This is a genomic window from Variovorax sp. W1I1 (assembly GCF_030815625.1).
In the GTDB taxonomy this organism is placed as follows: domain Bacteria; phylum Pseudomonadota; class Gammaproteobacteria; order Burkholderiales; family Burkholderiaceae_C; genus Variovorax; species Variovorax paradoxus_C.
Genome location: NZ_JAUSWZ010000001.1, coordinates 5482984 through 5507889, shown reverse-complemented (window position 1 = coordinate 5507889; position 24906 = coordinate 5482984). Strand labels below are relative to the sequence as shown.

Below are 24906 nucleotides of genomic sequence, written 5' to 3'. Positions count from 1 at the left end.
ACTCATCGAAATGGAAATCCTTGATGCAAGCAGCCGCTCCCACTCCTGACACAACCCACGCCACCGACCCCGCGGGTCCCACCGGGCGCCTCGCGCACTGGCTCGCCGGCTTTCGCCTCGACGACGCGCCCGCTTCCGCCCGCGAGCGCGCCAAGGCGCTCACCCTCGATGGCATCGCCTGCGCCATCGTCGGCGCGCAACTGCCGTGGTCGCGCACCGCCGCCCACATCGTGCAGAAGTTCGAAGGCCGCGGCGATCGCACCATCGTCGGCTGGGGCGCACGCACCAGCGCGCCAGGCGCGGCGTTGCTCAACGGCACCTTCATCCAGGGCTTCGAGCTGGACGACTACCACCCGCTCGGCCCGCTGCACAGCGCATCGATCGTGCTGCCCGCGCTGTGGGCCGCCTCGGAGGGCGAACTGAGGGTCAGCGGCCGTCGGTTCCTCGAAGCCGCGCTGGCCGGCTACGAAGTCGGCCCGCGTGTGGGCATGGCGCTGCATGGCGCGCAGATGCTGTCGCGCGGCTGGCATTCGGGGTCGGTGTTCGGCACGCACGCGGCGGCCGCATCGGTGGGCAAGCTGCTGGGCCTGGATGCGGCGCGCTTCGAGGACGCGCTGGGACTCGCGGGCACGCAGTCGGCCGGCCTCATGGCCGCGCAGTACGAGGCGATGTGCAAGCGCATGCACCACGGCTTCTCGGCGCGCAACGGGCTCTATGCGGCGGTGCTGGCGGAAGGCGGCTACACCGGCATCAAGCGTGTGTTCGAGCGCGAGTACGGCGGCTTTCTTTCCACGTTCGGCGAAGGCCACGATCCCGACGCCTCGAAGATCACCGAGGCACTGGGCGAGCGCTGGGAGGTGGAGCGCATCGTCATCAAGCCCTATGCGGCGATGGGCGGCATCCACTCGCCGCTCGATGCGCTGTTCGATGCGGGCGCGCAGCGCAAGCTCAAGGCCGAGGAAATCGCGCGCATCGAGGTCGAGGTGAGCCATGCGGTCTACCACCACGGCTGGTGGGTGCCCGAGCGGCCGCTCACGCCCATCGGCGCGCAGATGAACATCGGCTACGCACTGGCGGTCGCGGTACTCGACGGCGCGGCGATGGTCAGGCAGTTCTCGCCGGCACGCATCGATGCCGACGACGTGTGGGCGCTTCTGCCGCGCATCGAGGTGCGGCACCAGCCCGAGTTCGATGCGGGCGGCCCGCTCAAGCGCGGCCGCGTGCGGCTGGCCGTGACCTTCACTGACGGCCAGCGCATCCAGATCGAGCGCAATGCCTCGCGCGCCATCGAATCGCCGCAGTCCGATGACGAGGTTGCGGCCAAGTACCGCATGCTGACCGACGGACTGATCGACAGCGCGCGACAGCGGGCCATCGAGGACATGACGCGCTCCATCGAAGACGTTCCCGATGTGCGCGAGCTGCTCGCGCTGCTGGCGCCGCCGGTTGCGGCGGCCTTCGACTGAAGCCGTCCCTGAAAGGAAACAAGTCATCATGAAGAACACATCGCCTTGCCACGATCGCCGCAGCTTCTCTCTCGGCCTGCTGGCCCTTGCGGGCGCTGCGGCCATGCCCGCCCGCGCGCAGGAGCCCTGGCCTGGAGGCAAGCCGATCCGCCTGGTGCTGCCCTTCTCCGCCGGCGGCCCGGGCGACACCAACGTGCGCGCGATGGCGCAGGCCCAGGGCAAGCGGCTGAACCAGACCATCATCGTGGACAACCGCCCCGGCGCGGGCGGCATCATCGGCTCGGAGAACGTGGCCAAGAGCGCGCCCGACGGCTACACTTGGCTCTCGGCCGGCAACGGCGCCATCGCCAATGCGCTGCTGCGGCCGAAGATGCCCTATGCGGAGAGCGACCTCGTGCCGGTCGTGGGCACCAGCACCGCGCCGTCGGTGCTGGTCACCAACGCCGGCGTGCCGGTGCAGAACCTCAAGGAACTGCAGGCCTGGGCGCGCGCGAAGGGGCGTCTCAACTTCGGCACCGCCGGCAGCGGCAGCACCGGGCATTTCGTCGCCGAGATGGTCGAGTCGGCGCTCGGGGTACCCGTGACGCTGGTGCACTACAAGAGCGGCTCGCAGACGGTCAACGCCATCGTGGGCGGCGAAGTCGACCTGGCCTCCGAAGCGCCGATCGGCGTGGCGGCGTTCGTGCAGTCGGGCAAGCTGCGTGCGCTGGCCCTCGCGGCGCGCGAGCGCACGGGACCTTTGAAGCAGGTGCCCACCACGGTGGAGCAGGGTTTTCCGACGATCCTGATGCAGCATTGGGGTGGGATCTTTGCCCCGAAGGCAACGCCCACCGCGATCCTCGACCGGATTGCCGAGGTGACCATCGCCGCCTACAAGGAAGATGCCGATCTCGTCGCACAGACCGAACGCGGCGGCGCGCAACCGATGCTGCTGCCGCGCGCGGCCTTCGAAAGATTCCTGCAGGAAGAACGCGCGCGCATGGCACAGATCGTCACCGCTTCGCACATGACCCTGGAATGAACCTCGCAAGACATCGGCATCGCAGTAGCGCTGGGGCCAGCGAGGCGCATTAGCAAGTCGCTGGACAGCGAGCGGGCCAGGCAGGGGAGAAGGCACTAGCTCAAAGGCACTGGCGTGCCCTCGGTGTCCCAGAGCTCTTGCGCTACCGTCAAAAAACCATCGTTGCGATGGCCGAGTAATGTCTCGGGCTGCAAAGCTCTGGACTTAACCGCCATGGGAAGCCGAGGCGAGCAGGCGCCGGCCCCATGGACGCCCCTAGCGGGGGCCACCATCGCCGTCATTCGTACGAATGACGGCCAATATGAACAACGGTCACGCGTCGGGCATCCGGGTCGCCGCTGCGCGTGATGCGGGGTGAAAGAATTCGGCATTGCGCGCGCATTCCTGGCCAGCGATTACGCCGGCTACGTCACTGGCCAGAACCTGTTGATGGACCGTGGGGCCTACCCCGCACGCTATAGCCGTTGCAGAGTAAACTGCTGCTGACCCTGCCTCGCGCCATCGGAGCGCAATGTCGCCACTTCGGCGCTACCGAGGCACGGCTTTTGGCAAGTCATGAACGTTAGGCAGCTGCGCTACTTTCTCCAAATCGCCGAACTCGGCAGCGTGACGCGCGCGGCGGAGGTCCTGCACATCGCCCAGCCGGCGCTGTCGCGCCAGATGCGCTCGCTCGAAGAAGATCTCGACGCGACACTGTTACACCGTTCCGAACGCGGCATCACGCTCACTGAGGCCGGGGAATCCCTTCGCGAGAGCGCCGTTGAACTGCTGCGGCATTTCGATCGAGTGCGCTCAGAGGTTCGAGACCGGTCTGGCGATGCGAGCGGTGAGCTGACGATCGCGTTACCTCCGTCCATGTCGGAGCTGCTCGCATTTCCTGTAATACATCGATTCAGGACCAGCTTCCCTAACGTCTTGCTGAAAGTATTCGAAGGTTCGAGCGGCGTCCTTGACGCCTGGTCGATGGTTGCACAGGGTAGGGCGGACTTAGCGGTGGTCGCCTCCGGAGAACCGCTCGCCAGTCTCGAAGCCTTCCCATTCATCGAAGAGCCAATGTGTCTGATCGGCCCGCCCGGATCGGGACTTGCCATGAACAAGCCATTGAACGTGGAAGATCTCGTCGATCGGCCGATGGTCGCGATGAGCCGCCCGAATGTGGGGCGCATGATCGTGGAGAGTGCGATGGCCGAGCGCAATTTTCGCCTCAACGTGGCGATGGAGGTCAACACTCGGCAACTGGTGCTGAAGGCGGTGGAATCAGGGTTGGGCTTCACAACCCTCCCCCTGTGTTCCGGGAGCGACCTGCTTGAGCGGGGTGCCATCTCCATGGCTCCCATCGACGGCGTGGTGATCTCCTGGCTCTTGATCAAAGGTCGCGAACAGGGGTTGTCGGTTGCAGGCCAGCGCATGCAGCTCATGCTTCGTCAAGTAGCACACGAGCAGATATCCACCGGTCGCTGGCCACTTGCCAGGCTGAAGGGTTTCATGCCGTCAGAGGACGGCGCCGTTCGCCACCTTTAACGTGACACCCGGATCGGCATGGGCCCCATGCCGAGAAAGCATTTCCGCCGCGATTGACCGGCCGCTAGTCTCTCCTCGAGTCAAAAAATACTACAGGAGACAGCCGTATGAACAGGCGAAACATGATCGCGGGATCGATCGCGTCGATGCTGGGAACTCAACTGCACGCGCAGGGTAGCAACGACTATCCACGCCGCCCGGTAACGCTCATCTTTCCGTTCCCAGCCGGATCGCCGGGCGATGCGGAAGTACGAGAAATCGGCATCGCAATGCATAAGGCGTCGGGTCAGCCGCTCGTCATGGACTATCGCCCCGGCGCAAGCGGCATTATCGGAACGCAACTCGCCCAGCGAGCCGCACCGGACGGTTACACGCTGCTTTACGGCTCTACGACATCGATCGTGACGGGACCCGCCGTCACCATGAAGTCCCCCTACAGCGGCACAACCGACTTTGAGCCACTCACAGGAATTGGGCGGATGGACGGACTGCTGATTGTGCCGGCCAATTCCAAGTACCACACCGCGCAGGAGCTTGCCGAAGCGCTTAAGGCAAATCCGGGCAAATTGAATTACGGAACGATCGGTCCTGGCTCGATGTCGCACCTGATTGGCGAACTCTACCTGCAGACCTTGGGCGCGAAAGCGACGCCTGTCGCGTACAAGGGAACACCGCAGGCCGTGCAGGCGCTGGTTGCCGGAGAAATCGACTTCCTCGCTGACAGTGTTGCATCATCCGGCGGCCTCATCGATGCCGGAAAGGTCCGCCCGCTCGCATTGGCAGCGAACAAGCGCTTATCCCAGTTGCCCGATGTCCCGACATTGACGGAGACCGGCCTCAAATTGGTACTCGGGGTGTGGCTCGGGTTGTTTGCGCCGAAAGGGACTCCTCGCCCGGTGCTGGATCAATGGGCGCTGTACGCGAGCAGCTATCTGCGCGATGCGGACGTGCGTTCGAAGTTGCTTGCGAGGGGTATTGAACCGACCCCGAGCACGCCGCAGGAATTTGCGCGCCAAGTCGCAGCGGACGAGGCGCAGTGGCGGCCGCTTATCAAGTCGTTGAACATCCAGACTTGAAAGTCGCGAGTCCATCGGAGCGGGCGACTTTCCGGTCGCCCGCTTATCTTGAACTTCGTGCTCCTCGCATAACCGCCACTGTCTAGGGATGGTCTGCAGAACACGTTCTGCACCCACGGCTGAATAAACAAAGCGGTGCTGGCGCAATCAGATAGTTCGATCGATCAAGGCCGGCAACGATTTGCTGCGCGGCGCAGCCGCTGCGGCCGCCTTCTCGACACGCTCGGCTACGAACTCCGGCTCGATGAATGAGTTGAGCAGCCTGTGATTGCCCGGGCGCATTGCCACATGCCAGATCGGCCCTGCGGCCTCTGCTCGCTTGTGCATCTCGTGGTCGCCCGAGTCGCCGAAGGCCGCGTGCTTGGCGCCCTGCAGCAGTGCTTCTGCGACGTTGATGTCGCTGACGTGCCCACCGCCGTGAGCACCAATCCCGACGCAGCATCCTCGCCGACGTGGGCCTTCAGCCGAAGTGCCCCTGGTTGCCTTCCAGGCCTAATACATCTCCGGGTCACGATCGCCTTCAAGGTTCCTGGTCGAACTCGGTGCTGAGATCAGCGTGGCATCCACCGTCGTGTCGGTCCACAGCATCGTGCTGCATGTCCGTTGACCACGCGCAGCATGTCGACCTCCAGGTCATGGGCCTCCAGCAGATGGCGAACTGCAGTATGGCGGCCTAATCGAGCAGGGGGCTCACTCCATCACCCAGGCCAGCGAACTCCCGTACAGCGGCACATGGTGTAGCGCCTCTTCCATCGGTGGGTCGCTCAGGCTAAACCATTGCTAAATGCAATGGATACGCAGCATCGTCTCGACACAAAAAAGGCGGTGGGCCAGTCTTGGCCCGAGGGCTGTGCGGCTCGACGATCTGCACCAGCGCGCTGCAGGGCACGACCCGATCCATCTCGTCGAGAAACTCGAGCTCGCGCGTCTTCTTCGTCGGCAGATACAGGCCCAGACCGAGCTGATTCGGCGGAGCCCACGCGGTTGGCAATCATGGGCTTAGAGCATGCAAAGGATGAGCTTTTTTGCAGGCCGTTCCTAGGGCATGCCAGCCATGCCTCGACAGCATTTCCCGAACGGGATTGCCATTCTTATTCTTGCCTACATGAAAAGCCTAAGGACAACGCAATGAAAGCAATGAACGAGTCTGAAGTTGCCTCGATCGCTGACGCCGTCGTTGTGGACTGGGACGTCCCCATCACGATGGATGACGGAACGGTTCTGCGCGCCGACGTGTTTCGTCCGGTGGAGGATGGGCGTTACCCCGTACTCCTCAGCTATGGCCCCTACGGTAAGGGATTGGCCTTCCAGGAGGGCTATCCGGCTGCTTGGGAAGGCATGATCCGCAGCCATCCCGATGTGGCGGAGGGATCCAGCGGTCGCTACCAGAACTGGGAAACGGTGGATCCTGAGAAATGGGTGTGCGATGGTTATGTGTGCATCCGCGTTGACAGCCGCGGCGCTGGCCGCTCTCCCGGACTGCTGGATCCCTGGTCGGAGCGAGAGATCAGCGACATCTGCGAGGCGATTGCCTGGGCTGCAGTGCAGCCATGGAGCAGCGGCAAAGTCGGCATGAACGGAATCTCCTACTACGGCGTGAACCAGTGGTTTACTGCATCGCGCCGTCCTCCGTCGCTGTCGGCGATCTGTGTTTGGGAAGGCGCCGCCGACATCTATCGGGACGCTGTGCGCCATGGTGGCATCGCTTGCACGGCGTTGTGGAAGTCCTGGTACGGACCCCAAGTCGTGAAGGTCCAGCACGGCGCCGGCGATCGCGGTCCGCGCAGTCGCGTGACGGGTGAGTTGGTTGCAGGCCCCGAGACTCTGGATGACGAGACTCTGCGTTCCAACCGGGTAAACCTTGAACACGAGTTGACGAGCCGGGCCCTCCCGGATCCGTATTTTGAGGCTCGGTCGGGACGATGGGACTCCGTTGACGTGCCGCTTCTCTCGGCGGGCAATTGGGGTGGGCTCGGCCTGCATCTGCGGGGCAACATCGAAGGGTTCACGCAAGCGAGTTCCAAGCAAAAGTGGCTTGAGTTGCATGGCGGCGACCACTGGTCTTCGTTCTACATCGCCAGTTCGGTTGCCCTGCAAAAAAGGTTCTTCGATCACTTCCTGAAGGGCGCGGACAACGGCTGGGACGCCGAACCTCCGGTGAACCTCCAGATCCGGCACGTGGACAGGTTCGTTGCACGCAAGGAACAGGCATGGCCCATTCCGGACACGCGCTGGACCCCGTATTACCTGGAGCCAGGGCATGCCGTCCTCAGCAGCTCCGTCCCGGTGGACAACGCTTCCGTTACCTACGAGGCCCTCGGGGCGGGCTTGGTGTTCATGCTGCCGCCCTCGACTAGCGAACTCGAGGTGACGGGGCCCTTGGCAGCCCGTCTCTACATTTCCTCCGAGACCACCGACGCGGATCTCTTTCTTACCGTTCGCCTGTTCACGCCTGACATGAAGGAAGTCACCTTCCAGGGCGCCAACGATCCGAACACGCCGATCGCGCAAGGGTGGCTGCGTGCGTCGCACCGGAAGCTGGACGCAGGGCGCTCGAAGCCCTGGCGGCCCTGGCATGCGCACGACGAGATCATGCCGCTCGTGCCAGGCGAGGTCTATTCGGTCGACGTGGAGATCTGGCCGACGAGCATCGTGGTGCCGCCGGGCTACCGACTGGCGCTGAGCGTCCGTGGCAAGGACTTCGAATACGCCGGCCCACCCGTGATGGCGTTGCACCCCGCACACGAAATGCGAGGCTGTGGGGCGTTCGTTCACGACGACGAGCGGGACCGTCCGCAATCGGTGTTCGGTGGGAGGGTCACGATTCATACCGGTCCGGCGCATCCGTCTTCCGTCCTTCTTCCCGTGATCCCGCCACGAGCGTGATTCATCCCTCCAGGAGACCATTTTCGTGAAGCAACACCGAGTGATCATCAGCTGCGCTGTGACCGGCAGTGTCCATACGCCCTCGATGACGCCCCACCTGCCGATCACCCCCCAAGAGATTGCGGACGCGGCAGTGGGTGCAGCCGAGGCTGGCGCCGCCATCATCCACTTGCACGCGCGAGACCCCGTTACCGGGCGCCCGGACCAGTCGCCGGAGGCATTCAGCAAGTTCTTGCCGAAGATCAAGGAGCGATGCGATGCGGTGATCAACATCACCACGGGCGGTGCGCCGGGCATGACCGTGAGCGAGCGCATTCAACCTGTGATCGAGTTCAAGCCGGAAGTCGCCTCGCTCAACATGGGATCGATGAACTTCGGCATGTATCCCATGCTGGAGCGCTTCAGCAATTTCAAGTTCGATTGGGAGGCGCCGTTCCTGGAGGGCACCCGCGACCTCGTGTTCAGGAACACCTTCAAAGACATCGAGCACGTGTTGCGGGTCGGGTACGAGACGGGCACCCGCTTCGAGTTCGAGTGCTACGACACCGCGCACCTCTACAACCTGCGGCATTTCCTGGACCGCGGAATGGTGAAGGCTCCTCTCTTTATCCAGTCTGTCCTCGGCATCCTGGGAGGAGCGGGGACGCACACGGAGGACGTGGTGCATATGAAGCGGACGGCCGACCGGCTGTTCGGGGACCAGTACCACTGGTCAGTGATCGGTGCAGGCGCCGCGCAGCTGCGAGTGGCGACGCAGGCGGCAACGATGGGCGGAAACGTACGCGTCGGCCTGGAAGATTCCATTTGGCTCCGTCCCGGCAAGCTGGCTGAGTCGAATGCGGACCAGGTCCGGGCCGTGCGAAAGCTGATCGAAGGATTGGGGCTGGAGATCGCTTCTGCCGAGGAGGCGCGCGAGCGCCTGCAGCTAAAGGGTGTCACAAGTGTCAACTTCTGAAGGAACGAACGTGTCGAAAGTGCTTGTTGTGACCGGTTCTAGCCGGGGTATTGGTGCCGCGATTGCGCTCCTTGGTGCGAAGGAGGGCTACGGGGTCGCAGTTAACTACCGGAGTGACCGTGATCGGGCGGAAGCGCTCGTACGAGACATCGCTAGTCAAGGAGGCAGGGCCGTTGCCATCTGCGCTGATGTGTCGACCAGCGCGGGAGCCGCAAAGCTCTTCACCGAAGTTGACCAAAAATTGGGCCCTGTTTCCGCGCTGGTGAACAACGCCGGCATCTCTGGTAGCGGGTGCTCGATCACCGAAATCGACGAGGACAGGTTGCGGCGGATCTTCGAGACGAATGTGTTTTCCGCGTTTTACTGTTCCCGCGAGGCTATCAGGCGCATGAGCCGCACCAGCGGGGGCGAAGGTGGCTCGATCGTGAACGTCTCGTCGGCCGCGGCACGTCATGGCGGCATGCCCGGGCTTGTGCACTATGCGTCCACGAAAGCCGCGTTGGACGGCATGACCATCGCGCTCGCCAAGGAACTCGGGCCACTCGGCGTTCGGGTGAACAGCGTTCGACCCGGTGTCATCGCCACCGAAATGCACGATGAGTTCGGAGGCGCAAAGCTCATCGAGAGCATTGCGCCGACGATCCCGATGCGGCGTCCGGGCACTGCGGACGAAGTCGCCGACGCTGTGCTCTGGCTGGCCTCGGAACGCTCGTCGTACGTACACGGTGCTGTCATCGACATCTCGGGTGGAAGATAAGATGCTCTTCGAGATGCGGACCTACCAGTTGCCGCCGTCACGCCTGAAGGACTACCTCGCGATCTACGCAGAGAAGGGCAAGTCCCTTCAGTGTGACGTGCTCGGGCACATGGCCGGGTGCTACACGACGGAAGTCGGGGACCTCAACCAAGTGATCTTCATTTGGGGATTCAGTTCGTTCGAGGACCGGATGCGCCGGCGCGCCGCGCTCGCCGACCTCCCCGCGTGGCAAGCGTATGTCGCCGAGGTCGCTCCTCTATTCATCCGGCAGGAAAGCAGACTTCTGATGCCGGCCCCTTTCATCGAGGCGTTGCCGATCAAGGACGCGACGCGGCACCTCGGGCGCGTAGGCTGAACGATGCCGCGCCCGCTCGTCGCCGCGCTGGTGTGCGGCAGCCCCCACCGCAACCACGACTTCGATTGGGCGCGGCTGCAGCTGGCCCAGGCGCTCTACGGCGCGCACGGCATCCGCACCGATTGCTACAACGACTATGAGGATTCGGCCGGCATCCTCGGCGCTGACCTGCTCGTCAGCTACACCTCGCAGGTGCCGGTGAGCGACAAGGCCGGCACCACGATCCGGCGCTTCCTCGATCGCGGCGGGCGCTGGTTCGCGTTGCATGCGAGCAATTCGGTCGCGGGCAATCAGGCGATGCCGCGCATCCTCGGCACGCGCTTCATCTCGCACCCGAAGTACATGACCTTTCCGGTCAAGGTGACGCGGCCGGAAGAGCCGCTGCTCCAAGGCATCGGCAACTTCGAAGTGCCCGACGAGCTCTATTGCATCGAGGATGTCACCAAGGACCTCGATGTGCTGCTCCACACGCGCTGGGGCGGCGAAGCGTTCGGCGACGTTCAGTTCGAGGACGCCGATCGCCCGATGCTCTACCGCCGGGCGGTCGGCGATGGCGGCGTGCTCTATCTCGCGCTCGGCCACGCGAATCGGCCCTATGACAAGCCGTTCCCGGACGCGTCCGATCAGTCCGACTATCGTGGCCCCTGGGGCCTGCCGGTGTTCCAAGAGCTGGTGAAGCGCGGCGTGGAATGGGCCGCGCAGCGGCGGCCGTTTTGACCGCACTCTGCCGCCCGCGCCTTCAACCTCAAGGAAGATGCCGGGATAGTCAGATACTGGATTTGCGCAGCCGTCGGCGCACTGGCGTGCTGCATGGCGCATGGGTGCTCGTGCTTGGTTTTTCGACCGGACGAGCCTTGCAACTGTTTTAACCCGGCATTCACCATGAAAAATCAAACTCCGGGCGCGTCACTCCAACTCCGCTCTGTTGTTACTCCCGAAGGACAGGTTGAGCTCTCTCTTTCGCCTGTGCCTGTGGAATCATTGAAGGCGATGCAATCGCGCGGGGATGCGCCGATGCGGGTCGGTCTTGAAGGTGCGGGTACAACTGTGGCGGCAGGAAGTTCACATGCTGCGCAGTCTTTGATGGGGCGAACGGTTGCCGCGATGGCTGGAGGTATGTACGCGCGCTATCGCTGTATACCGGCGGCGAAATGCCTCGTTCTCCCCGAGGGGACTAGCGCTGCACAGGCTGCTTCTTGCTTCGTCAACCCTCTGGCCGCGTTAGGGATGATTGAAACAGCTCGCAGTGAAAGGCACACAGCGATTGTCCAAACTGCTGCTGCGTCAAATCTCGGACAGATCCTCCTTCGGGTTTGTCTTGCTGACGATATCCCGCTCGTCAACGTTGTGCGATCGGAGCAGAAAGTGGGACTCTTGCGAGAGCAGGGTGCACGCTACGTTTGCAATTCAAGTTCCGACCATTTCAGAGAACAGCTCATTGACGCTATTGCGGCCACGGGAGCGACGATTGCTCTCGATCTCATTGGTGGGGCAGCGGGGGGGCAGATTTTGAGTTGCATGGAAGCAGCCATCAGACGCCGTCCCGGCCAGGTGGTCACCCGTTTCGGCTCCGAAGTTCTCAAACAGCTGTATGTCTACGGCACTCTTGATCCTCGCCCGATTGAGATACCGCGCGACATCGGCACCGCATGGGCCGCTGGCGGCTGGCTTGTTCTTCGGTATCTCAAGGTGGCACAACGGAAAACCCTTGACGGGCTCAAAGCCCCGGGTTGCTTCAGGGCTCACAACCACATTTGCGAGCCGATAAAGCCGATGTGTTTCGCCGGAAGAGGTCACCTCACCCGAAGTACTCAAGGTGTGCGCACGTCCCGCAACGGGAATGAAATTCTTGATCGAGCCGTGGAAAAGCTGCTGATCGAACCATCGGAAACACTGATCTCAAATTCGCTGACCCTGAGAGCGCACTGCATCCGCTGTCGGGAGCTGAACATTTCCCGCGTCCGGGCACCACGCCTTCGTCGAAGGTCGCTCAGAGGTCACGATCGAGCTTGACTCCCCCGCGGCTAAATAGGTGACATCCATGGACACTCCGCTCTTCGACCGGGACCTTCCCCAAACATCCGCGAACTACGTGTCGCTCTCTCCGCTGCCGTTCCTCCAACGAAGCGCCGAGGTGTACCCACAGCATTTGGCCATCGTGCACGGGAACCTGCGCCGCGCCTGGGCCGAGGTGTACACCCGCTGCCGCCGGTTGGCTTCCGCGCTGCAGCGGCGCGGCATCGGAAGAAGGGAGACCGTTGCGGTCATGCTGCCCAACACGCCCCCGATGGTGGAGGCGCACTTCGGCGTGCCCATGGCCGGGGCGGTGCTTAACGCCCTCAACACGCGGCTGGACCCGGAGAGCATTGCCTTCATGCTGGATCACGGCGAGGCCCGCGCGGTCATCGTCGATCCGGAGTTTGCGCCCGTGCTGAAGAAGGCGCTTGCATTGCGCAAGAGCAGCGCGCCGCTGCTGCTGGTGGACGTCGAGGATCCGGTCTACACCGGGCCGGTGGAGCGCATCGGCGAGGTGACCTACGACGCACTCGTGGCCGAAGGTGACCCGCAGTTCGCCTGGGCCCTGCCTGAAGACGAGTGGGACGCCATCGCATTGAACTACACGAGCGGAACCACTGGCGACCCCAAGGGCGTCGTCTACCACCACCGCGGCGCGGCCACGAACGCCTTGTCCAACATTCTGGAGTGGGACATGCCCAAGCACGCCGTCTACCTCTGGACGCTACCGATGTTCCACTGCAATGGCTGGTGCTTTCCCTGGACCATCGCGGCGCGGGCCGGGGTGAACGTCTGCCTGCGCAAAGTGGATGCCGGCACGATGGCGAAGGCGATCCGGGAGTACGGGGTCACACATTACTGCGGCGCGCCGATTGTGCATTCGATGCTGGTCAACGCGCCTGATGAGCTGAAGAGCAGCTTGCCGCGCGGCGTCAAAGCGATGGTGGCCGGCGCAGCGCCGCCCGCCTCGATGATCGAGGGTATGGAGCGGCTCGGCTTCGACCTCACCCACGTGTACGGCCTGACCGAGGTCTACGGTCCGGCGACGGTCTGCCCGAAGCACCCTGAATGGGACGGGCTGGACATCGGCGAGCGCGCGCGGTTGAACGTACGCCAAGGCGTGCGCTACCACCTGCAGCAGGGCGCCATCGTGATGGATCCTCAGACGATGCTGCCCGTACCATGGGACGGCGAGACCATGGGCGAGATCATGTTCCGCGGGAACATCACCATGAAGGGCTACCTCAAGAACCCCAAGGCGACGCAGCAGGCGTTCGCGGGCGGTTGGTTCCACACCGGTGACCTCGCAGTACAGTACCCGGACGGTTACATCAAGATCAAGGACCGCAGCAAGGACATCATCATCTCTGGCGGAGAGAACATCTCTTCGATCGAAGTGGAGGACGTCCTGTATCGGCATCCGGACGTGCTGGCGGCCGCCGTGGTGGCCAAGCCTGACCCTAAGTGGGGCGAGTCACCGTGCGCCTTCGTCGAGCTTAAGGCGGGCGCGAAGCTCGCGCCCGAAGACATCATCGCGCACTGCAAGAAGCACTTAGCTGGGTTCAAAGTGCCGCGCGCGGTGGTCTTCGGCGAACTGCCCAAGACTTCCACCGGCAAGATCCAGAAGTTCGAGCTGCGACGGTACTGCTCGAGTACGCCTACTGCCGTAGACGCGTGAGCGGCAACTGCTTTGGGCATTGAGCCGCTCGCGTTCGAACATTTGCTGGCGTCAGAGGGCAAGTTCCCGCGCTCGCCGAGGGCAGGCCTCGATCAAGTTAGCGGGGGGTGTCCGCTTCGGGGTGAGCGTCCAATCATCCCATCTTCGCTGGTGGTCCCCGCCCTACCGACGCGTCAGCGGACCATCTCGATCGCCGAGCAGATGACGGACTTGCAGTTGAGTAGGCTCGATAGGGCCATCGCGCCCAGCAAAGTGGGGACCAAGCAGCAAGCTTGCTGCGAGTGGCTGGATCGAAGTCGAAGACGGCCGCCTGAGTCGGCCTGCGCTGGTCGCAGAAGGTCGCGCTAGTCGAATCCCAAGCCCTGCACGAGGAAATCCACGAGCCACTCGATCAGTTCGGATTGCCGGTGCCTCGCCTTTAGCGACCATCGCCTGAGCGCGAGCATGGTCGGAAAGAAGGTGATGGCATTCGCCGCAAAGTGTGGCTCCGGTAGCGGGCGTCCCAACTCACGAGCCGCGTCCGTTAGGATGGTCTCGAACATCCCGACAAACTCCTCCACCCGGGCAAAGATCACGCGCCTCGAGCGTGTATCGAGCAGATGACTGTCTTGGTAGGTAAGGAGGACCTCGTCCTGGTGCTTGACCATCACTTCGCATAAGGCGCGCACCGCGCTGCGCACCCGCGTGCGCGGATCGGCCGAATTGTCGAGGGCCTTGCGGGTCTCCTCCTGGTATTCGGAGACGATTTGGTCGCAGACCAAGTAAAGGATGTCGTCCTTGGAACCGACGTAGTTGTAGATCGTCCCCTGGGTCATGCCTGCCTCGCGACCGATGTCGCGCACGGTCGCCTCGTGGAAGCCCTTCTCCTTGAAGACACGCACGGCAGCGGCCACCAAGAGCCCGCGCCTTTCGCGCACCAGGTCCGCGTCTTTACTGGCGGCTTTCACTGGCCGGCCGCGTCGCGCCGGCGCCTCCTTCGGTCCCGGGGCCATTTTTACCTTCACGTCGGCCATCAACTCTCCTTCAGAACCTGCCGATTGAGCACCGGGTCAGTATAACCCCGGGGGTTGACGTGACCCTCCCGCCGTTTAATACTGAGCGCTCAGTCAGTCAAACATATTCGAAGGAGACAACAGATGAAGCGCTTGTTGCTGTGGGCCGCATCGGCTTACCTCGTGCTCACCGCGACCACGGCGAGTGCCCAAAGTGCCGGCGTCGCGACCGATCACATCCTGATCGGCGCCTTTGGCCCAATTTCAGGACCCGCCGCATTCTTGGGACTGGCCGGGCGTGACGGTGCAGCGCTCGCGTTCAAGGAAATCAACGCCCTCGGTGGCGTCAACGGTCGCAAGATCCAGATGCAGTTCGAGGACGACGCGCATTCGCCGGTCCGCGCGCTCGCGGCAGTCAAGAAGCTGGTTGAACAGGACAGGGTGTTCATGCTGATGTCCGTCGGTGGCAGCAATGCGACTGCCGGCACGATCGGGTACGTAAAGGAGCGTGGCACGCCGATGTACGTGTCGATCGCGTCCGCACCTGAAGTCACCTATCCGTTTGCCCGAAACCTGTTCAGGGGCGCAACCACCGAGGCGGCCCGCTACGGCGAGGTGTACGCCGAGTTCCTCGCGTCGCACTACCAAGCCAAGAGAATCGTGCTGATGACGAGCCGCGACGAATACTCGCGCAACGAGGGCGATGCCACTGTGGCGAAGCTGAAGGCGTGGTTCAGCATAGAACCTGAGAGCCGCCTTGAGTTCAACAATGGCGACAAGGACTTCACGTCCCAGCTGATCGCGGCGCAGCGCGCCAACCCCGACGTGATCGCCGTCTTCGGCAGCCCGCCGGAAGCCGCCATCGCGCTCAAGCAAGCACGGGATCTCGGCTTGAAGCAGCCGATCTTCGTCGGATCGGCCATTGTCGACCAGGGCGTCATCGCCGCCTCGAAGGGCGGTGCCGAAGGCGTGAAGGGTTTCGCGCTCATTCCGATGCTGCCGGGCTCCAAACATCCGGATATGCAAAAGTGGGAGGCGGCCTGGCGCCGTGAATATCCGAATGCCCGCGCCGGCCGGCCGAGCATCTTCGATGCCTTGGCCTACGCTGATGCATATGTCGTGGTCGAAGGCCTTCGCCGTGCAGGGCCGCAGCCGACGCCGGAATCGTTCATCCGCGGCCTAGAAGGCTTGCAGAATTACCGCGTAGGCCCGGTCGCTTCGCCTCGTAGCTTCACAGCCAAGCACCACATCGGCAACCTGACGCTCTCGCCTGTGGAAGTGCGTGGCGGGAACTGGGAACCGGTGCAGTGGAGTAGCACGCACCCGACCGAGATCCTCAAGCGCTACGAGTAGGTGCTGCGATGGGTGCCACTTTCTACCTTCAGCTGGCCATTGCCGGCTTGGCCGTCGGGGCGGTCTACGCGCTCGTCGCCGTAGCCATCGTCATCCCGTACAAGGCTTCCGGTGTGCTCAACTTCGGTCAAGGCGAACTGGCGACGATGGGGGCCTACGCTGCTTTGGTGCTCGCGTCGTTTCAACTCCCGTACGGCGTCGCATTCGCGCTGGTGCTGCTGGGTGGCGCGGTGTTCGGCATGGTGATCGAGCGGCTGCTGATCCGGCCCATCGCGAATGCTCCCGCCTTTACTCTCGTGATCGCGACGTTCGCCATCGGCCTCGCGATCAAGAGCGCGGTCTCCGTGCGATGGGGCGACACGGTCTTCAGTGTGGAAGGTCCATTTGGTGACGATCCGTTGCTGTTCGCGGGTTTGCGCGCAAATCCCACTTCGCTCTGGATTGTCTTCTGCACGGTGGCGGTGACGGCGCTACTCACCTTGTTCTTTCGTTACGCGCGCAACGGCATGGCGATGCGGGCGGTGGCCCTCAACCCGGAGGCTGCAACATTGATGGGCATCCGGGTGCATGCGACTTACCGCTGGGCCTGGGCCATCAGCGCCGCAATCGGGGCGCTGGCTGGCCTGCTCGTGGCGCCCGTGGTCGGTGTGAATCCAGAAGTCGGACAGTTGATCTTGCGCGGCCTGGTGGCTGCGGTCCTGGGTGGCTTCACGAGCATCGCCGGCGCCGTGGTCGGGGGCTTTGCAGTCGGACTGATCGAAACCTTCGCGTCCGTCGCGGTGGGCAGTACGTTCAAGAACCTGGTGCCCTTCATCGTGCTGCTGTTACTGCTCGCTTTTCGGCCATACGGCCTGTTCGGCACGCGAGAGGTGCATCGTGTTTGAACAACGTTTCGTATGGTCGGCGATCGTCGTTGCCGCACTTCTGCTGGCCGGCGCCGTACTTGGCAGCTACCCCGCCTACATGATCGGGCTGGCGATGGTGAATGTCATCGCCGCTATCGGGCTGAATCTGCTGGTGGGAAACTCGGGGCAAATCTCGCTGTGCCACTCCTCCTTCATGGCTATCGGCGCTTACTCGGCGGCGCTGCTCGCCGCGTATGCGCGGCTGCCGTTCTGGCTGGCAATCCCCTGCGGTACGGCACTTGCTGCGGGTGTGGGAGCCCTGCTCGCGCTCCCGGCGCGGCGTCTGGGAGGCATCTATCTCGCGCTTGCGACGCTCGGCTTCATGCAGATCGTGCAGATTGCCCTGGAGGAGTGGAGCAGCGTCACTGGGGGGGTACGCGGCCTGAAGATCCCGAAGCCGGAACTGTGGCCCGGCGCGGTGTTGACGCCGTTCGCCGTGTACGGTGTCGTAGTGGCTGGTTGCGTGCTAGCAGTGTGGACGGCGCATAACCTCCTGCATTCACGGCTCGGCCGGGAGCTCAACGCGCTGCGTCTCAGCCCACATGCTGCGCAAGCACTCGGCATCTCCTTGGCACGGATCAAGCTCACGGCGTTTACCCTGTCGGCCGCCTACGCAGGCTTTGCCGGTGGCCTGTTTGCGCAACTCGTCGGATTCATCGATCCCAACGAGTTCGGCATTTCGGCGGCCATACGTCAGCTGACGTTCATTGTCGTCGGTGGTGTGGGTTCGCTGGCGGGCGCGGTGCTCGGTGCCGTGGTGCTCTCCGGGTTGCCGGAATTGCTGCGCCCCGTCCGCGAATACAACGACCTCGTGTTCGCGCTTGTGCTACTGGCATTCATGCTGCTTCTGCCGCATGGCTTGGTGGTGCTGTGGCGTGCCGCTCTGGCGGGGCGTTCGGGTCGTCGCGAGGCGGTCGCATGACCCCGCCGCGGCTCGCCCTCGAAGCCGTGGACGTTCGCTTCGGCGGCGTGCACGCCGTCCAGGCTCTCTCCCTCTCTGTTGCCGCTGGCGCGATCCACGGCCTCATTGGGCCGAACGGAGCCGGAAAGACCACCGTGATCAACGCCATCACAGGAGCCGTGCCGATTGCAGCGGGCCGAATTCGGCTCGACGGTGAAGACATTGGCGGGCTGCCGGCGCACCTGTGCAGCAGGCGCGGCATAGGCCGTACCTTCCAGCATGTGGAGCCTTTCGGCGAACTGAGCGTGCTGGAGAACGTGCTGGTGGGCGCGGGTCGGGCCGGCGCCAGCGCGAATGTATTTCATCAGGCGCTGCGAACGCGCCTTGCGCGCGACGCCGAGGCTGCCATGCACAACCTGGCGCAGGAGAGCCTCGAGGCATTTGGGCTCGCGGCGGTGCGTGACATGCCCGCCAGCGAGTTGCCATTCGGTCTTCTGAAGCGGATGGACCTCGCCCGGGCGCTTGCCGCTGCGCCGAAGCTTCTGCTGATGGACGAACCGACCTCCGGCATGAGCGAGTCGGAAGCAGACAGCGCCGTCGCAGCAGCCCGCGAGTTGGCAGCGCTGCGCGGCATTACCCTGGTTGTGGTGGAACACAACATGCGCGTGATGATGGCACTCGCGCAGCGCATAACGGTGATGCAATTCGGCACATTCGTCGCCGATGGCACGCCAGCCGAGATCCAGCGCGACCCGCGCGTGATCGAGGCCTACCTCGGCGAGGAAACCGATGCTGGCGCTTGAGAAGCTGTATTCCGGCTACACGGCCGTGGACGCCGTGCGCGGGTTGAGTTTGCGTGTGCCCGAGCGTTCCATCGTGGCGCTACTCGGTGCTAACGGCGCGGGCAAGACTGCGGTGATGCGCGCGATCAGCGGGCTGAATCGCATCCGCGGCGGCGGAGTGGCCTTCGACGGCATCACGCTGCAAGGACGCCATCCGTCGGGCATCACCGAGCTCGGGGTCGTGCAAGTCCCGCAGGGGCGCGCGCTCTTTGGCGCAATGAGCGTCCTGGAAAACCTGGAACTCGGGGCGTACCTGGTACGCGACCGTGCCGCACGCGAGCGCAGCCTCGAACAGGTGTTCGCGATGTTCCCCGTGTTGAAGGAGCGTGCCTGGCAAGCGGCAGCGTACCTTTCCGGCGGCGAGCAGCAGATGCTCGCAATCGGCCGTGCACTCATGACGCAGCCGCGCCTCCTCCTGCTGGACGAGCCTTCGCTGGGGCTGGCGCCCAAGGTGTTCGACGGAATCCTGGACAAGGTGCGCGAGATTCATGCGGCTGGTGCGTCGGTCCTGATCGCGGAGCAGAGTGCGCGCAAGGTCCTGCGGATTGCGCAGTACGGATACGTCCTGGAGAACGGCTCTGTGGCGCTTGAGGGCTCCGCAGCGGAACTGGTAAGTGACCCACGCGTGGCCGAGGCTTACCTCGGAATCACTCATCAAGGGGCAACATGATTCCCCCGCAGCTTCAGAGCGCCTTGCGTCTGCCTATGTTGGCCGCACCGATGTTTCTGGTCTCGAACCCCAACCTCGTGGTCGCCAGCTGCAAGGCAGGGATCGTAGGGACCTTCCCGGCGCTCAATCAGCGCACGTCTGATGGCTACGAGGATTGGCTCAAGGAGATACGTAGCCGGGTCGGCGAGACCGTCCCCTTTGGCGTGCAACTCCCCATCCACCGGATCAATCCTCGCGTGGAAACAGACCTGGCGATCACCGTCGATCACAAGGTCCCTCTCCTGATCACGTCCATGGGGATCACGCGGGAGATCACAGATGCGGTTCATAGCTACGGCGGACTCGTCTTCCATGACGCGATCAGTGTGCGCCACGCACGAAAGGCACTCGATGCCAATGTCGACGGGATCATCGCCGTGTGCGACGGGGCAGGAGGACACGCAGGAACGTACAACCCGTTTGCATTTCTCGCAGAACTGCGACCACTCGTGGGGCCTGAGCGCACGTTGCTCCTGGGCGGCTGCATCGGCGATGGGTACTCGATGGCGGGTGCGATCGCCGCTGGTGCCGACCTGGTCTACGTCGGCACGCGGATGGCGGCGACTCGGGAGAGCAGCGCCCAGGAAGGTCACAAGCAGCTGATAGTCGATTCGGACATTACCGACATCGTTTATTCGGACAAGGTTGGTGGAGTGGGCGGGAATTGGCTCAAGTCGACGATGCCGCAATTGGCCATCGAAGCGGGAACGATCGATCCGATGGAGGACGTGAAAAGGTGGCGCGACATTTGGAGCGCCGGCCAAGGCGTCGGGTCGATTTACGACACGCCAACCGTAGCGGAACTCGTAGAGCGAATGGCAGGCGAATTCGAGCAGGCCGCAGATAGTCTGCAGCGCGCAAGTATCAAGTCGAGGAGATGAACCATGTCTAAACCCACTGCCACCCATGGTGCACCCGCTTCGGCAAATGCACGGACTGCTTCGTCGGGCGTGTCGCTCGGCGACGTGATCGTCCAGGCACTCTCGCGGCATCGCTCGGCAGAGGCCTTCGTTGCCGGCGACCGGCGTATCACCTATGCGCAGACCTCGGATCTTGTGTCGCAATTCATGTCGGCGCTGGCACTTCGAGGCGTCGGCCCCGGTGTCGGGGTCGCAATGCTGAGCGGGAACATGCCGGAGTCCTGGATCGTCGCGGCTGCGGTGTACCTGCTGGGAGGGCGCTTTACAGGGCTGCAGACCCGGTCATCAGCCGAGGAGCACATCGTGGTGTGCAATGACGCGGAGGCTTCCGTGCTAGTGGCCGCGGCACCATTCAAGGACCAGGCGCACCACATCCTCGATCAGGTCGCTTCGCTCTCGCATGTGATCGTGATTCCGAACGAGGGCGGCTTGCCCAAAGGCGAGTCGCATCCATCCCGAGCGCTCGATTCAGGGCCGGCGACCGAAGAAGATGTCGCATGGCTGCAATACACCGGCGGGACGACGGGAAGGCCCAAAGGCGTGATGGTGTCGCATCGCGCGATGGTCCACACGGTCGCCACTTGCATGGCCGACGCCGAGTTGCCTCACGTGCCTCGTTACCTGGCAGCCGCGCCGCTCACGCACGCCACGGGACTCGGCGTCCTGCCTGCCCTGCTTCGCGGCGGCACCGTGGTGGTCGAGCAGGGCTTCGATCCCGAGCGATTCCTGGACCTTATCGAGACCGAGCGGATCAACTGGACCAACGCGATCCCGACAATGATCTACGCGCTGTTGGACCACGGCCGCCCCGAAACGAGAAACCTCTCTAGCCTGGAGACGATCTGGTATGCGACGGGGCCGATGTCGCCGGCCCGACTGGCCGAAGCGCGCGAGCGCATCGGACCGGTGTTTTGCCAACTCTATGGTCAGACCGAGTCAGCCGGCGTCGGGACGTTGCACACCAAGGCGGCGCACGCGACCGCCACCTTGGAGCAGCTTGCTTCCTGCGGGCGACCAATGGTCGGCACGCGGATCCGCTTGGTCGACGATGACGGCCATGACGTTCCTTTGGGCGATGTAGGGGAGATCGCGATGCGCAGTCGTGGCGTCATGCTCGGCTACCGGAACCTTCCTCACGAAACCGAGGCGGCCCTCAAGGGCGGCTGGTTGCACACCGGTGACCTCGCTCGCCAGGATGATCAAGGCTTGATCTACATCGTCGACCGCAAGAAGGACATGATCATCTCGGGCGGCTTCAACATCTACGCCAGCGAAGTCGAGCGAGCCATGATTGAACACCCGTCCATCAGCTCGGCAGCAGCCATCGGCGTTCCCGACGAGAAGTGGGGCGAGTCAGTCACTGCGTTCGTGGTCGCACGTCCCGGGCAGGTTGTCGATGCGGCTGCCCTCCAGAACCATGTGAAGCAGGTCAAGGGCTCGATGTATGCGCCCAAAGAGATCGTCGTCTTGGATTCATTGCCCCTTACGCCAGTCGGGAAAGTGGACAAGAAAGCGCTGCGCGCGCCCTACTGGCGCAAGACGACGCGCAACGTCAACTGATTCATCCGCATTCGTTCGTCACGCCAGCAAGAAAGGTACCCAGAGTGAGCACAACCCCACCCCGAATGATCGACTTCCACTCCCATTGGGGGACGGAGCGAGGCTGGAAGGGCAGCCCGTTCGAGACGGCAGAAGATCGCAAGGCCTTGAAGGGCTATTTCAAATGGGAGATGAGCTTTGTCAGCGAGGAGGAGCAGGCCGCGCAGTTCCGTAGGGACAATGTCCGGGTCATGCTCGACTTCGCTTTTACGTACAGGATGGACGTCGGAGCGGTGCGCGACCAGCACGACTACGCATTCGACTACGCGCGCAAGCACCCGGACGTCGTCCTGGGCAACTGGATCGGCATCGACCCAACGCAGCCGGACCACGTCAGAGAGTTGGAGCGCTGCCTGCAGGATGGCCCGGGACTTGTCGGGCTGGCGGTTCACTCGCTCACGCCCGCGGGCACTCCGGATGAACCCGCGTGGGATCGGTGTCTGAGAATGTGCATCGAGGCCAACCGACCGATCCTGATGCATGTGGGCATGTCCGCAACCGGTGCGGGAACTCGCGGTGGTATGGGCATCACGCTCGAGGGCGCGCACCCGCGGTACGTTGACCGAGTCGCCGCAAAGTACCCGGACCTGAACGTGATCGCCGCTCGCGTCGCGTGGCCCTGGCAGTCCGAGATGATCGCGATCGCTCTCCACAAGGCGAACGTCTGGATGGAGCTTCATGGTTGGTCCCCCCGCTATTTCTCGGACGAACTGAAGCGCGAGATTGCAAGACGACTGCGGAAGAAGACCTTCTTTGGTGCCGACTATCCGATGCTCAATCACGAACGCATCGCGAGGGAATGGGCCGAGCAGGGCTTCGAACAGGATGTTCTCGACGACGTGTTTTTCCGCAATGCCGATTCGTTCCTGGCATCCATAGGAGTTGAGTGATGGGTTGGGGCTCGCAACGACGGCCGATCTCCCCTCCGAAGCATCGCGGAGCTCAACGAGGAGATCTGAATGCAGGCGCTCGCAAAGCCCTTTTGCTACATCGTGATGTCCGTGAGGGCGGCGCTGCCACACACGACGGCAGAAGGCGGCAGTAGTTTCAGCGTCGTTTCCGCGGTCGTGAAGCGCCGCACCGTCGCAATGGCAGCTCCCTTGGCAGTCTGGTCTAAGTCATCGGCTGCGCCAAGGCTCTCGAGATGTGAGCTCCGGCATCGGAATGGGTGCAACGTTTGTGTCGCCCCGTAATTGACAGCGCCAGCAGACCCCACACCAGCCCCTGATCAGGCGCGCACCGCGCATTGACAATGGTGCGTGCATTATTTAAACTGAGCGCTCAGTCAGCGCATGCATGAACAAGGAATGAGCATGATCCAGGCATCCCGCAGCCATCCCCCGGAGTTGCAGGCCGAGTACCGGCGGCAGGGCTGGTGGAGCGATCGCGTCTTCAGCGACGTGCTGGCGCAGCGTGCGCGCGAGGACGCCGGCCGCACCGCCTTCAAGGACGACAAGCGCAGCCTCACTTACGGACAGTTGTGGTCCGAGGTGAAGTGCTTCGCCGAATTCCTCCGCCGCCAGGGCGTCGGGCGCGGTGACGTCGTCACGCTGCAATTGCCCAACCGGATCGAATTTGCGGTGGTCTTCTTCGCGCTGGAGCTGATCGGCGCGGTGGCCAACAAGGTCAGCTCTGACCTGCGCAAGCTGGAGCTGGACTACATCCTGCGGTTTTCGAAGTCGGCGGCGTACGTCTGCCCGCACGTGTTCAAGGGCTACGACTACGTCGACATGATCCAGGGCCTCCGCGGCGGCCTGCCCGACCTGCGCACGGTGATCTGCATCGATACGGTCGATGCGCCCGGTGTCATCTCCTTCGCGCAGGCGCTCGAGAACACGCCGGAGATTGCCGACGGGGACCGCGTGCGCATGGGCCCCGACGAGGTGATGCGCATGTGCTTCACCTCGGGCACCACCGGCAACCCGAAGGGCGTGCTGCACAGCTTCAATACGACGCTGTGCACCGCGGAATTCATGAACATGCCACTGCGCCTGGGGTGCGACGATGTCGTCCTGCTGTTCATGCCAGTGGGCTTGAACACCGGGTACTGCACGCTGCTGCAGATCGTGCTGGCGGGTGGGCGCGGCGTGCTGATGGAACGCTTCTCGGCGGCTGCCGCGCTGGCCCTCATCGAGCGCGAGCGGGTCACGTACTTTCCGACGCCGCCAGCGGCCATGGTTTCCATGATCAACAGCGAGGAACTGCGCCGCCACGACCTGTCGTCGCTGCGCGTGATGCTCAGCGGTGGTGCGCCAGCGTCGGTGGAAGCGATCAAGGACTTCCAGGCGGCATTGCCAGGCGTGAAGCTGGTGGAAGCATACGGCATGCTGGAAACGGGTATTCACACCTGCACCCGAATGGACGACGACCCGCTCGCAGTGATGGGCACGGTAGGGCGCGTGCTGCCGCAGATGGAAGTGGACATCATGGATGGCGAGATCGTCGCCCGTGGGCCTTCGGTGAACCTGGGCTACCTGGACAACGATGCAGCAAATCGCGATTCGTTCACGCCGGACGGCTGGTTCCGCACCGGAGACCTCGGTGAGATGGCCGACGACAAAGGCAACCTGCGCATCTCCGGCCGCAAGAAAGAGATCGTCAACCGCGCCGGCAAGAAGTACTTCCCGCGCGAGATCGAGGAGCTGCTCTACCAGCATCTGGCCTTCCTGCAGGTGGCGATCGTCGGCATGCCGGATGCGCGCCTCGGTGAACGCAACTGCCTGTGCGCCATCTTCAAGCCCGGGCAGTCGCTCACGCTGGACGAAGTGGCGGGCCTGCTCAGAGGCCGAGTGGCCGATTACAAGCTGCCCGAGCAGCTCGAGGTGATGACCGAATTCCCCATGACCCCCAGCGGCAAGATCCGCCGGCCCGAGCTGGTGAAACAGCTGTTGGCAAGGGTATGAGGCCAGTGCAGAAGGTGAACTTGCATTCGGGAAGAGGTCGGGACCCGGCCA

General features: G+C 63.5%; 21 protein-coding genes and 1 pseudogene. 20 read left to right on the top strand and 2 right to left on the bottom strand.

The annotated features are described in order from the left end of the window. The first annotated feature begins 23 nt into the window (after window positions 1–23). The 4 genes from QFZ83_RS25595 to QFZ83_RS25580 all read left to right on the top strand — a co-directional run bounded on the left by QFZ83_RS25595 (window position 24) and on the right by QFZ83_RS25580 (window position 5084). On the top strand, window positions 24–1466 hold the full coding sequence (locus QFZ83_RS25595; protein ID WP_307511087.1) for an MmgE/PrpD family protein: 1443 nt from the start codon (window positions 24–26) through the stop codon (window positions 1464–1466). 28 nt (window positions 1467–1494) lie between these two features. After that, window positions 1495–2487 (top strand): tripartite tricarboxylate transporter substrate binding protein, encoded by a 993-nt coding sequence (locus QFZ83_RS25590; RefSeq protein WP_307511086.1) that lies wholly within the window; start codon window positions 1495–1497, stop codon window positions 2485–2487. A gap of 555 nt (window positions 2488–3042) precedes the next feature. After that, a complete protein-coding gene (locus tag QFZ83_RS25585) occupies window positions 3043–4008 on the top strand; it encodes a LysR family transcriptional regulator (protein ID WP_307511085.1) in 966 nt (321 codons plus the stop codon). A gap of 107 nt (window positions 4009–4115) precedes the next feature. Next, window positions 4116–5084: a tripartite tricarboxylate transporter substrate binding protein gene (locus QFZ83_RS25580; protein ID WP_307511084.1), complete on the top strand. Its 969-nt coding sequence runs from the start codon at window positions 4116–4118 to the stop codon at window positions 5082–5084. A gap of 198 nt (window positions 5085–5282) precedes the next feature. Here the strand turns inward: QFZ83_RS25580 and QFZ83_RS25575 are convergent. Further along, window positions 5283–6075: pseudogene (locus tag QFZ83_RS25575) on the bottom strand (transposase); the annotation flags it as partial. A 137-nt stretch (window positions 6076–6212) separates the two neighbouring features. On the opposite strand from QFZ83_RS25575, the gene QFZ83_RS25570 reads away from it, so the two are divergent. The 7 genes from QFZ83_RS25570 (at window position 6213) to QFZ83_RS25540 (ending at window position 13731) form a co-directional block, all read left to right on the top strand. Then, window positions 6213–7970 carry a CocE/NonD family hydrolase gene (locus QFZ83_RS25570; protein ID WP_307511082.1) on the top strand — a complete coding sequence of 586 codons (1758 nt, stop codon included), beginning with the start codon at window positions 6213–6215 and terminating at the stop codon, window positions 7968–7970. Window positions 7971–7995: 25 nt separating this feature from the next. Continuing rightward, window positions 7996–8925, top strand: coding sequence for a 3-keto-5-aminohexanoate cleavage protein (locus QFZ83_RS25565; RefSeq protein WP_307511080.1), 930 nt, complete (start codon window positions 7996–7998; stop codon window positions 8923–8925). Window positions 8926–8935: 10 nt separating this feature from the next. Beyond that, window positions 8936–9682: an SDR family oxidoreductase gene (locus QFZ83_RS25560; protein ID WP_307511078.1), complete on the top strand. Its 747-nt coding sequence runs from the start codon at window positions 8936–8938 to the stop codon at window positions 9680–9682. Window position 9683: 1 nt separating this feature from the next. Continuing rightward, the gene (locus QFZ83_RS25555) at window positions 9684–10037 is read left to right on the top strand and encodes an NIPSNAP family protein (RefSeq protein ID WP_307511076.1); all 354 of its coding nucleotides are present in this window, start codon (window positions 9684–9686) and stop codon (window positions 10035–10037) included. 3 nt (window positions 10038–10040) lie between these two features. Then, the gene (locus QFZ83_RS25550) at window positions 10041–10754 is read left to right on the top strand and encodes a ThuA domain-containing protein (protein ID WP_307511074.1); all 714 of its coding nucleotides are present in this window, start codon (window positions 10041–10043) and stop codon (window positions 10752–10754) included. Between the two features lie 165 nt (window positions 10755–10919). After that, the gene (locus tag QFZ83_RS25545) at window positions 10920–12050 is read left to right on the top strand and encodes an NADH oxidase (protein ID WP_307511073.1); all 1131 of its coding nucleotides are present in this window, start codon (window positions 10920–10922) and stop codon (window positions 12048–12050) included. Window positions 12051–12078: 28 nt separating this feature from the next. Next, window positions 12079–13731, top strand: a complete 1653-nt coding sequence (locus QFZ83_RS25540; protein WP_307511072.1) for an acyl-CoA synthetase — start codon at window positions 12079–12081, stop codon at window positions 13729–13731. A gap of 344 nt (window positions 13732–14075) precedes the next feature. Here QFZ83_RS25540 and QFZ83_RS25535 read toward each other — a convergent pair whose 3' ends face one another. After that, window positions 14076–14744 (bottom strand): TetR/AcrR family transcriptional regulator, encoded by a 669-nt coding sequence (locus QFZ83_RS25535; RefSeq protein ID WP_307511071.1) that lies wholly within the window; start codon window positions 14742–14744, stop codon window positions 14076–14078. A gap of 123 nt (window positions 14745–14867) precedes the next feature. Here QFZ83_RS25535 and QFZ83_RS25530 point away from each other — a divergent pair, with 123 nt between their 5' ends. The 9 genes from QFZ83_RS25530 to QFZ83_RS25490 all read left to right on the top strand — a co-directional run bounded on the left by QFZ83_RS25530 (window position 14868) and on the right by QFZ83_RS25490 (window position 24855). After that, window positions 14868–16076: an ABC transporter substrate-binding protein gene (locus tag QFZ83_RS25530; protein WP_307511069.1), complete on the top strand. Its 1209-nt coding sequence runs from the start codon at window positions 14868–14870 to the stop codon at window positions 16074–16076. An 8-nt stretch (window positions 16077–16084) separates the two neighbouring features. Beyond that, complete coding sequence (locus QFZ83_RS25525; protein ID WP_307511067.1) at window positions 16085–16960, top strand: branched-chain amino acid ABC transporter permease; 876 nt, start codon at window positions 16085–16087, stop codon at window positions 16958–16960. Then, window positions 16953–17903 carry a branched-chain amino acid ABC transporter permease gene (locus QFZ83_RS25520; RefSeq protein WP_307511066.1) on the top strand — a complete coding sequence of 317 codons (951 nt, stop codon included), beginning with the start codon at window positions 16953–16955 and terminating at the stop codon, window positions 17901–17903. The genes QFZ83_RS25525 and QFZ83_RS25520 overlap by 8 nt, the downstream gene beginning before the upstream one ends. Beyond that, window positions 17900–18685 carry an ABC transporter ATP-binding protein gene (locus QFZ83_RS25515; RefSeq protein WP_307511064.1) on the top strand — a complete coding sequence of 262 codons (786 nt, stop codon included), beginning with the start codon at window positions 17900–17902 and terminating at the stop codon, window positions 18683–18685. The genes QFZ83_RS25520 and QFZ83_RS25515 overlap by 4 nt, the downstream gene beginning before the upstream one ends. Continuing rightward, on the top strand, window positions 18672–19394 hold the full coding sequence (locus tag QFZ83_RS25510; protein ID WP_307511063.1) for an ABC transporter ATP-binding protein: 723 nt from the start codon (window positions 18672–18674) through the stop codon (window positions 19392–19394). The genes QFZ83_RS25515 and QFZ83_RS25510 overlap by 14 nt, the downstream gene beginning before the upstream one ends. After that, window positions 19391–20314 (top strand): nitronate monooxygenase family protein, encoded by a 924-nt coding sequence (locus QFZ83_RS25505; protein ID WP_307511062.1) that lies wholly within the window; start codon window positions 19391–19393, stop codon window positions 20312–20314. The genes QFZ83_RS25510 and QFZ83_RS25505 overlap by 4 nt, the downstream gene beginning before the upstream one ends. Window positions 20315–20317: 3 nt before the next feature. Beyond that, window positions 20318–21913 (top strand): AMP-binding protein, encoded by a 1596-nt coding sequence (locus QFZ83_RS25500; protein ID WP_307511060.1) that lies wholly within the window; start codon window positions 20318–20320, stop codon window positions 21911–21913. Between the two features lie 65 nt (window positions 21914–21978). After that, window positions 21979–22842 carry an amidohydrolase family protein gene (locus tag QFZ83_RS25495; protein ID WP_307511058.1) on the top strand — a complete coding sequence of 288 codons (864 nt, stop codon included), beginning with the start codon at window positions 21979–21981 and terminating at the stop codon, window positions 22840–22842. A gap of 423 nt (window positions 22843–23265) precedes the next feature. Then, complete coding sequence (locus QFZ83_RS25490; RefSeq protein ID WP_307511056.1) at window positions 23266–24855, top strand: AMP-binding protein; 1590 nt, start codon at window positions 23266–23268, stop codon at window positions 24853–24855. Window positions 24856–24906: the final 51 nt, after the last annotated feature.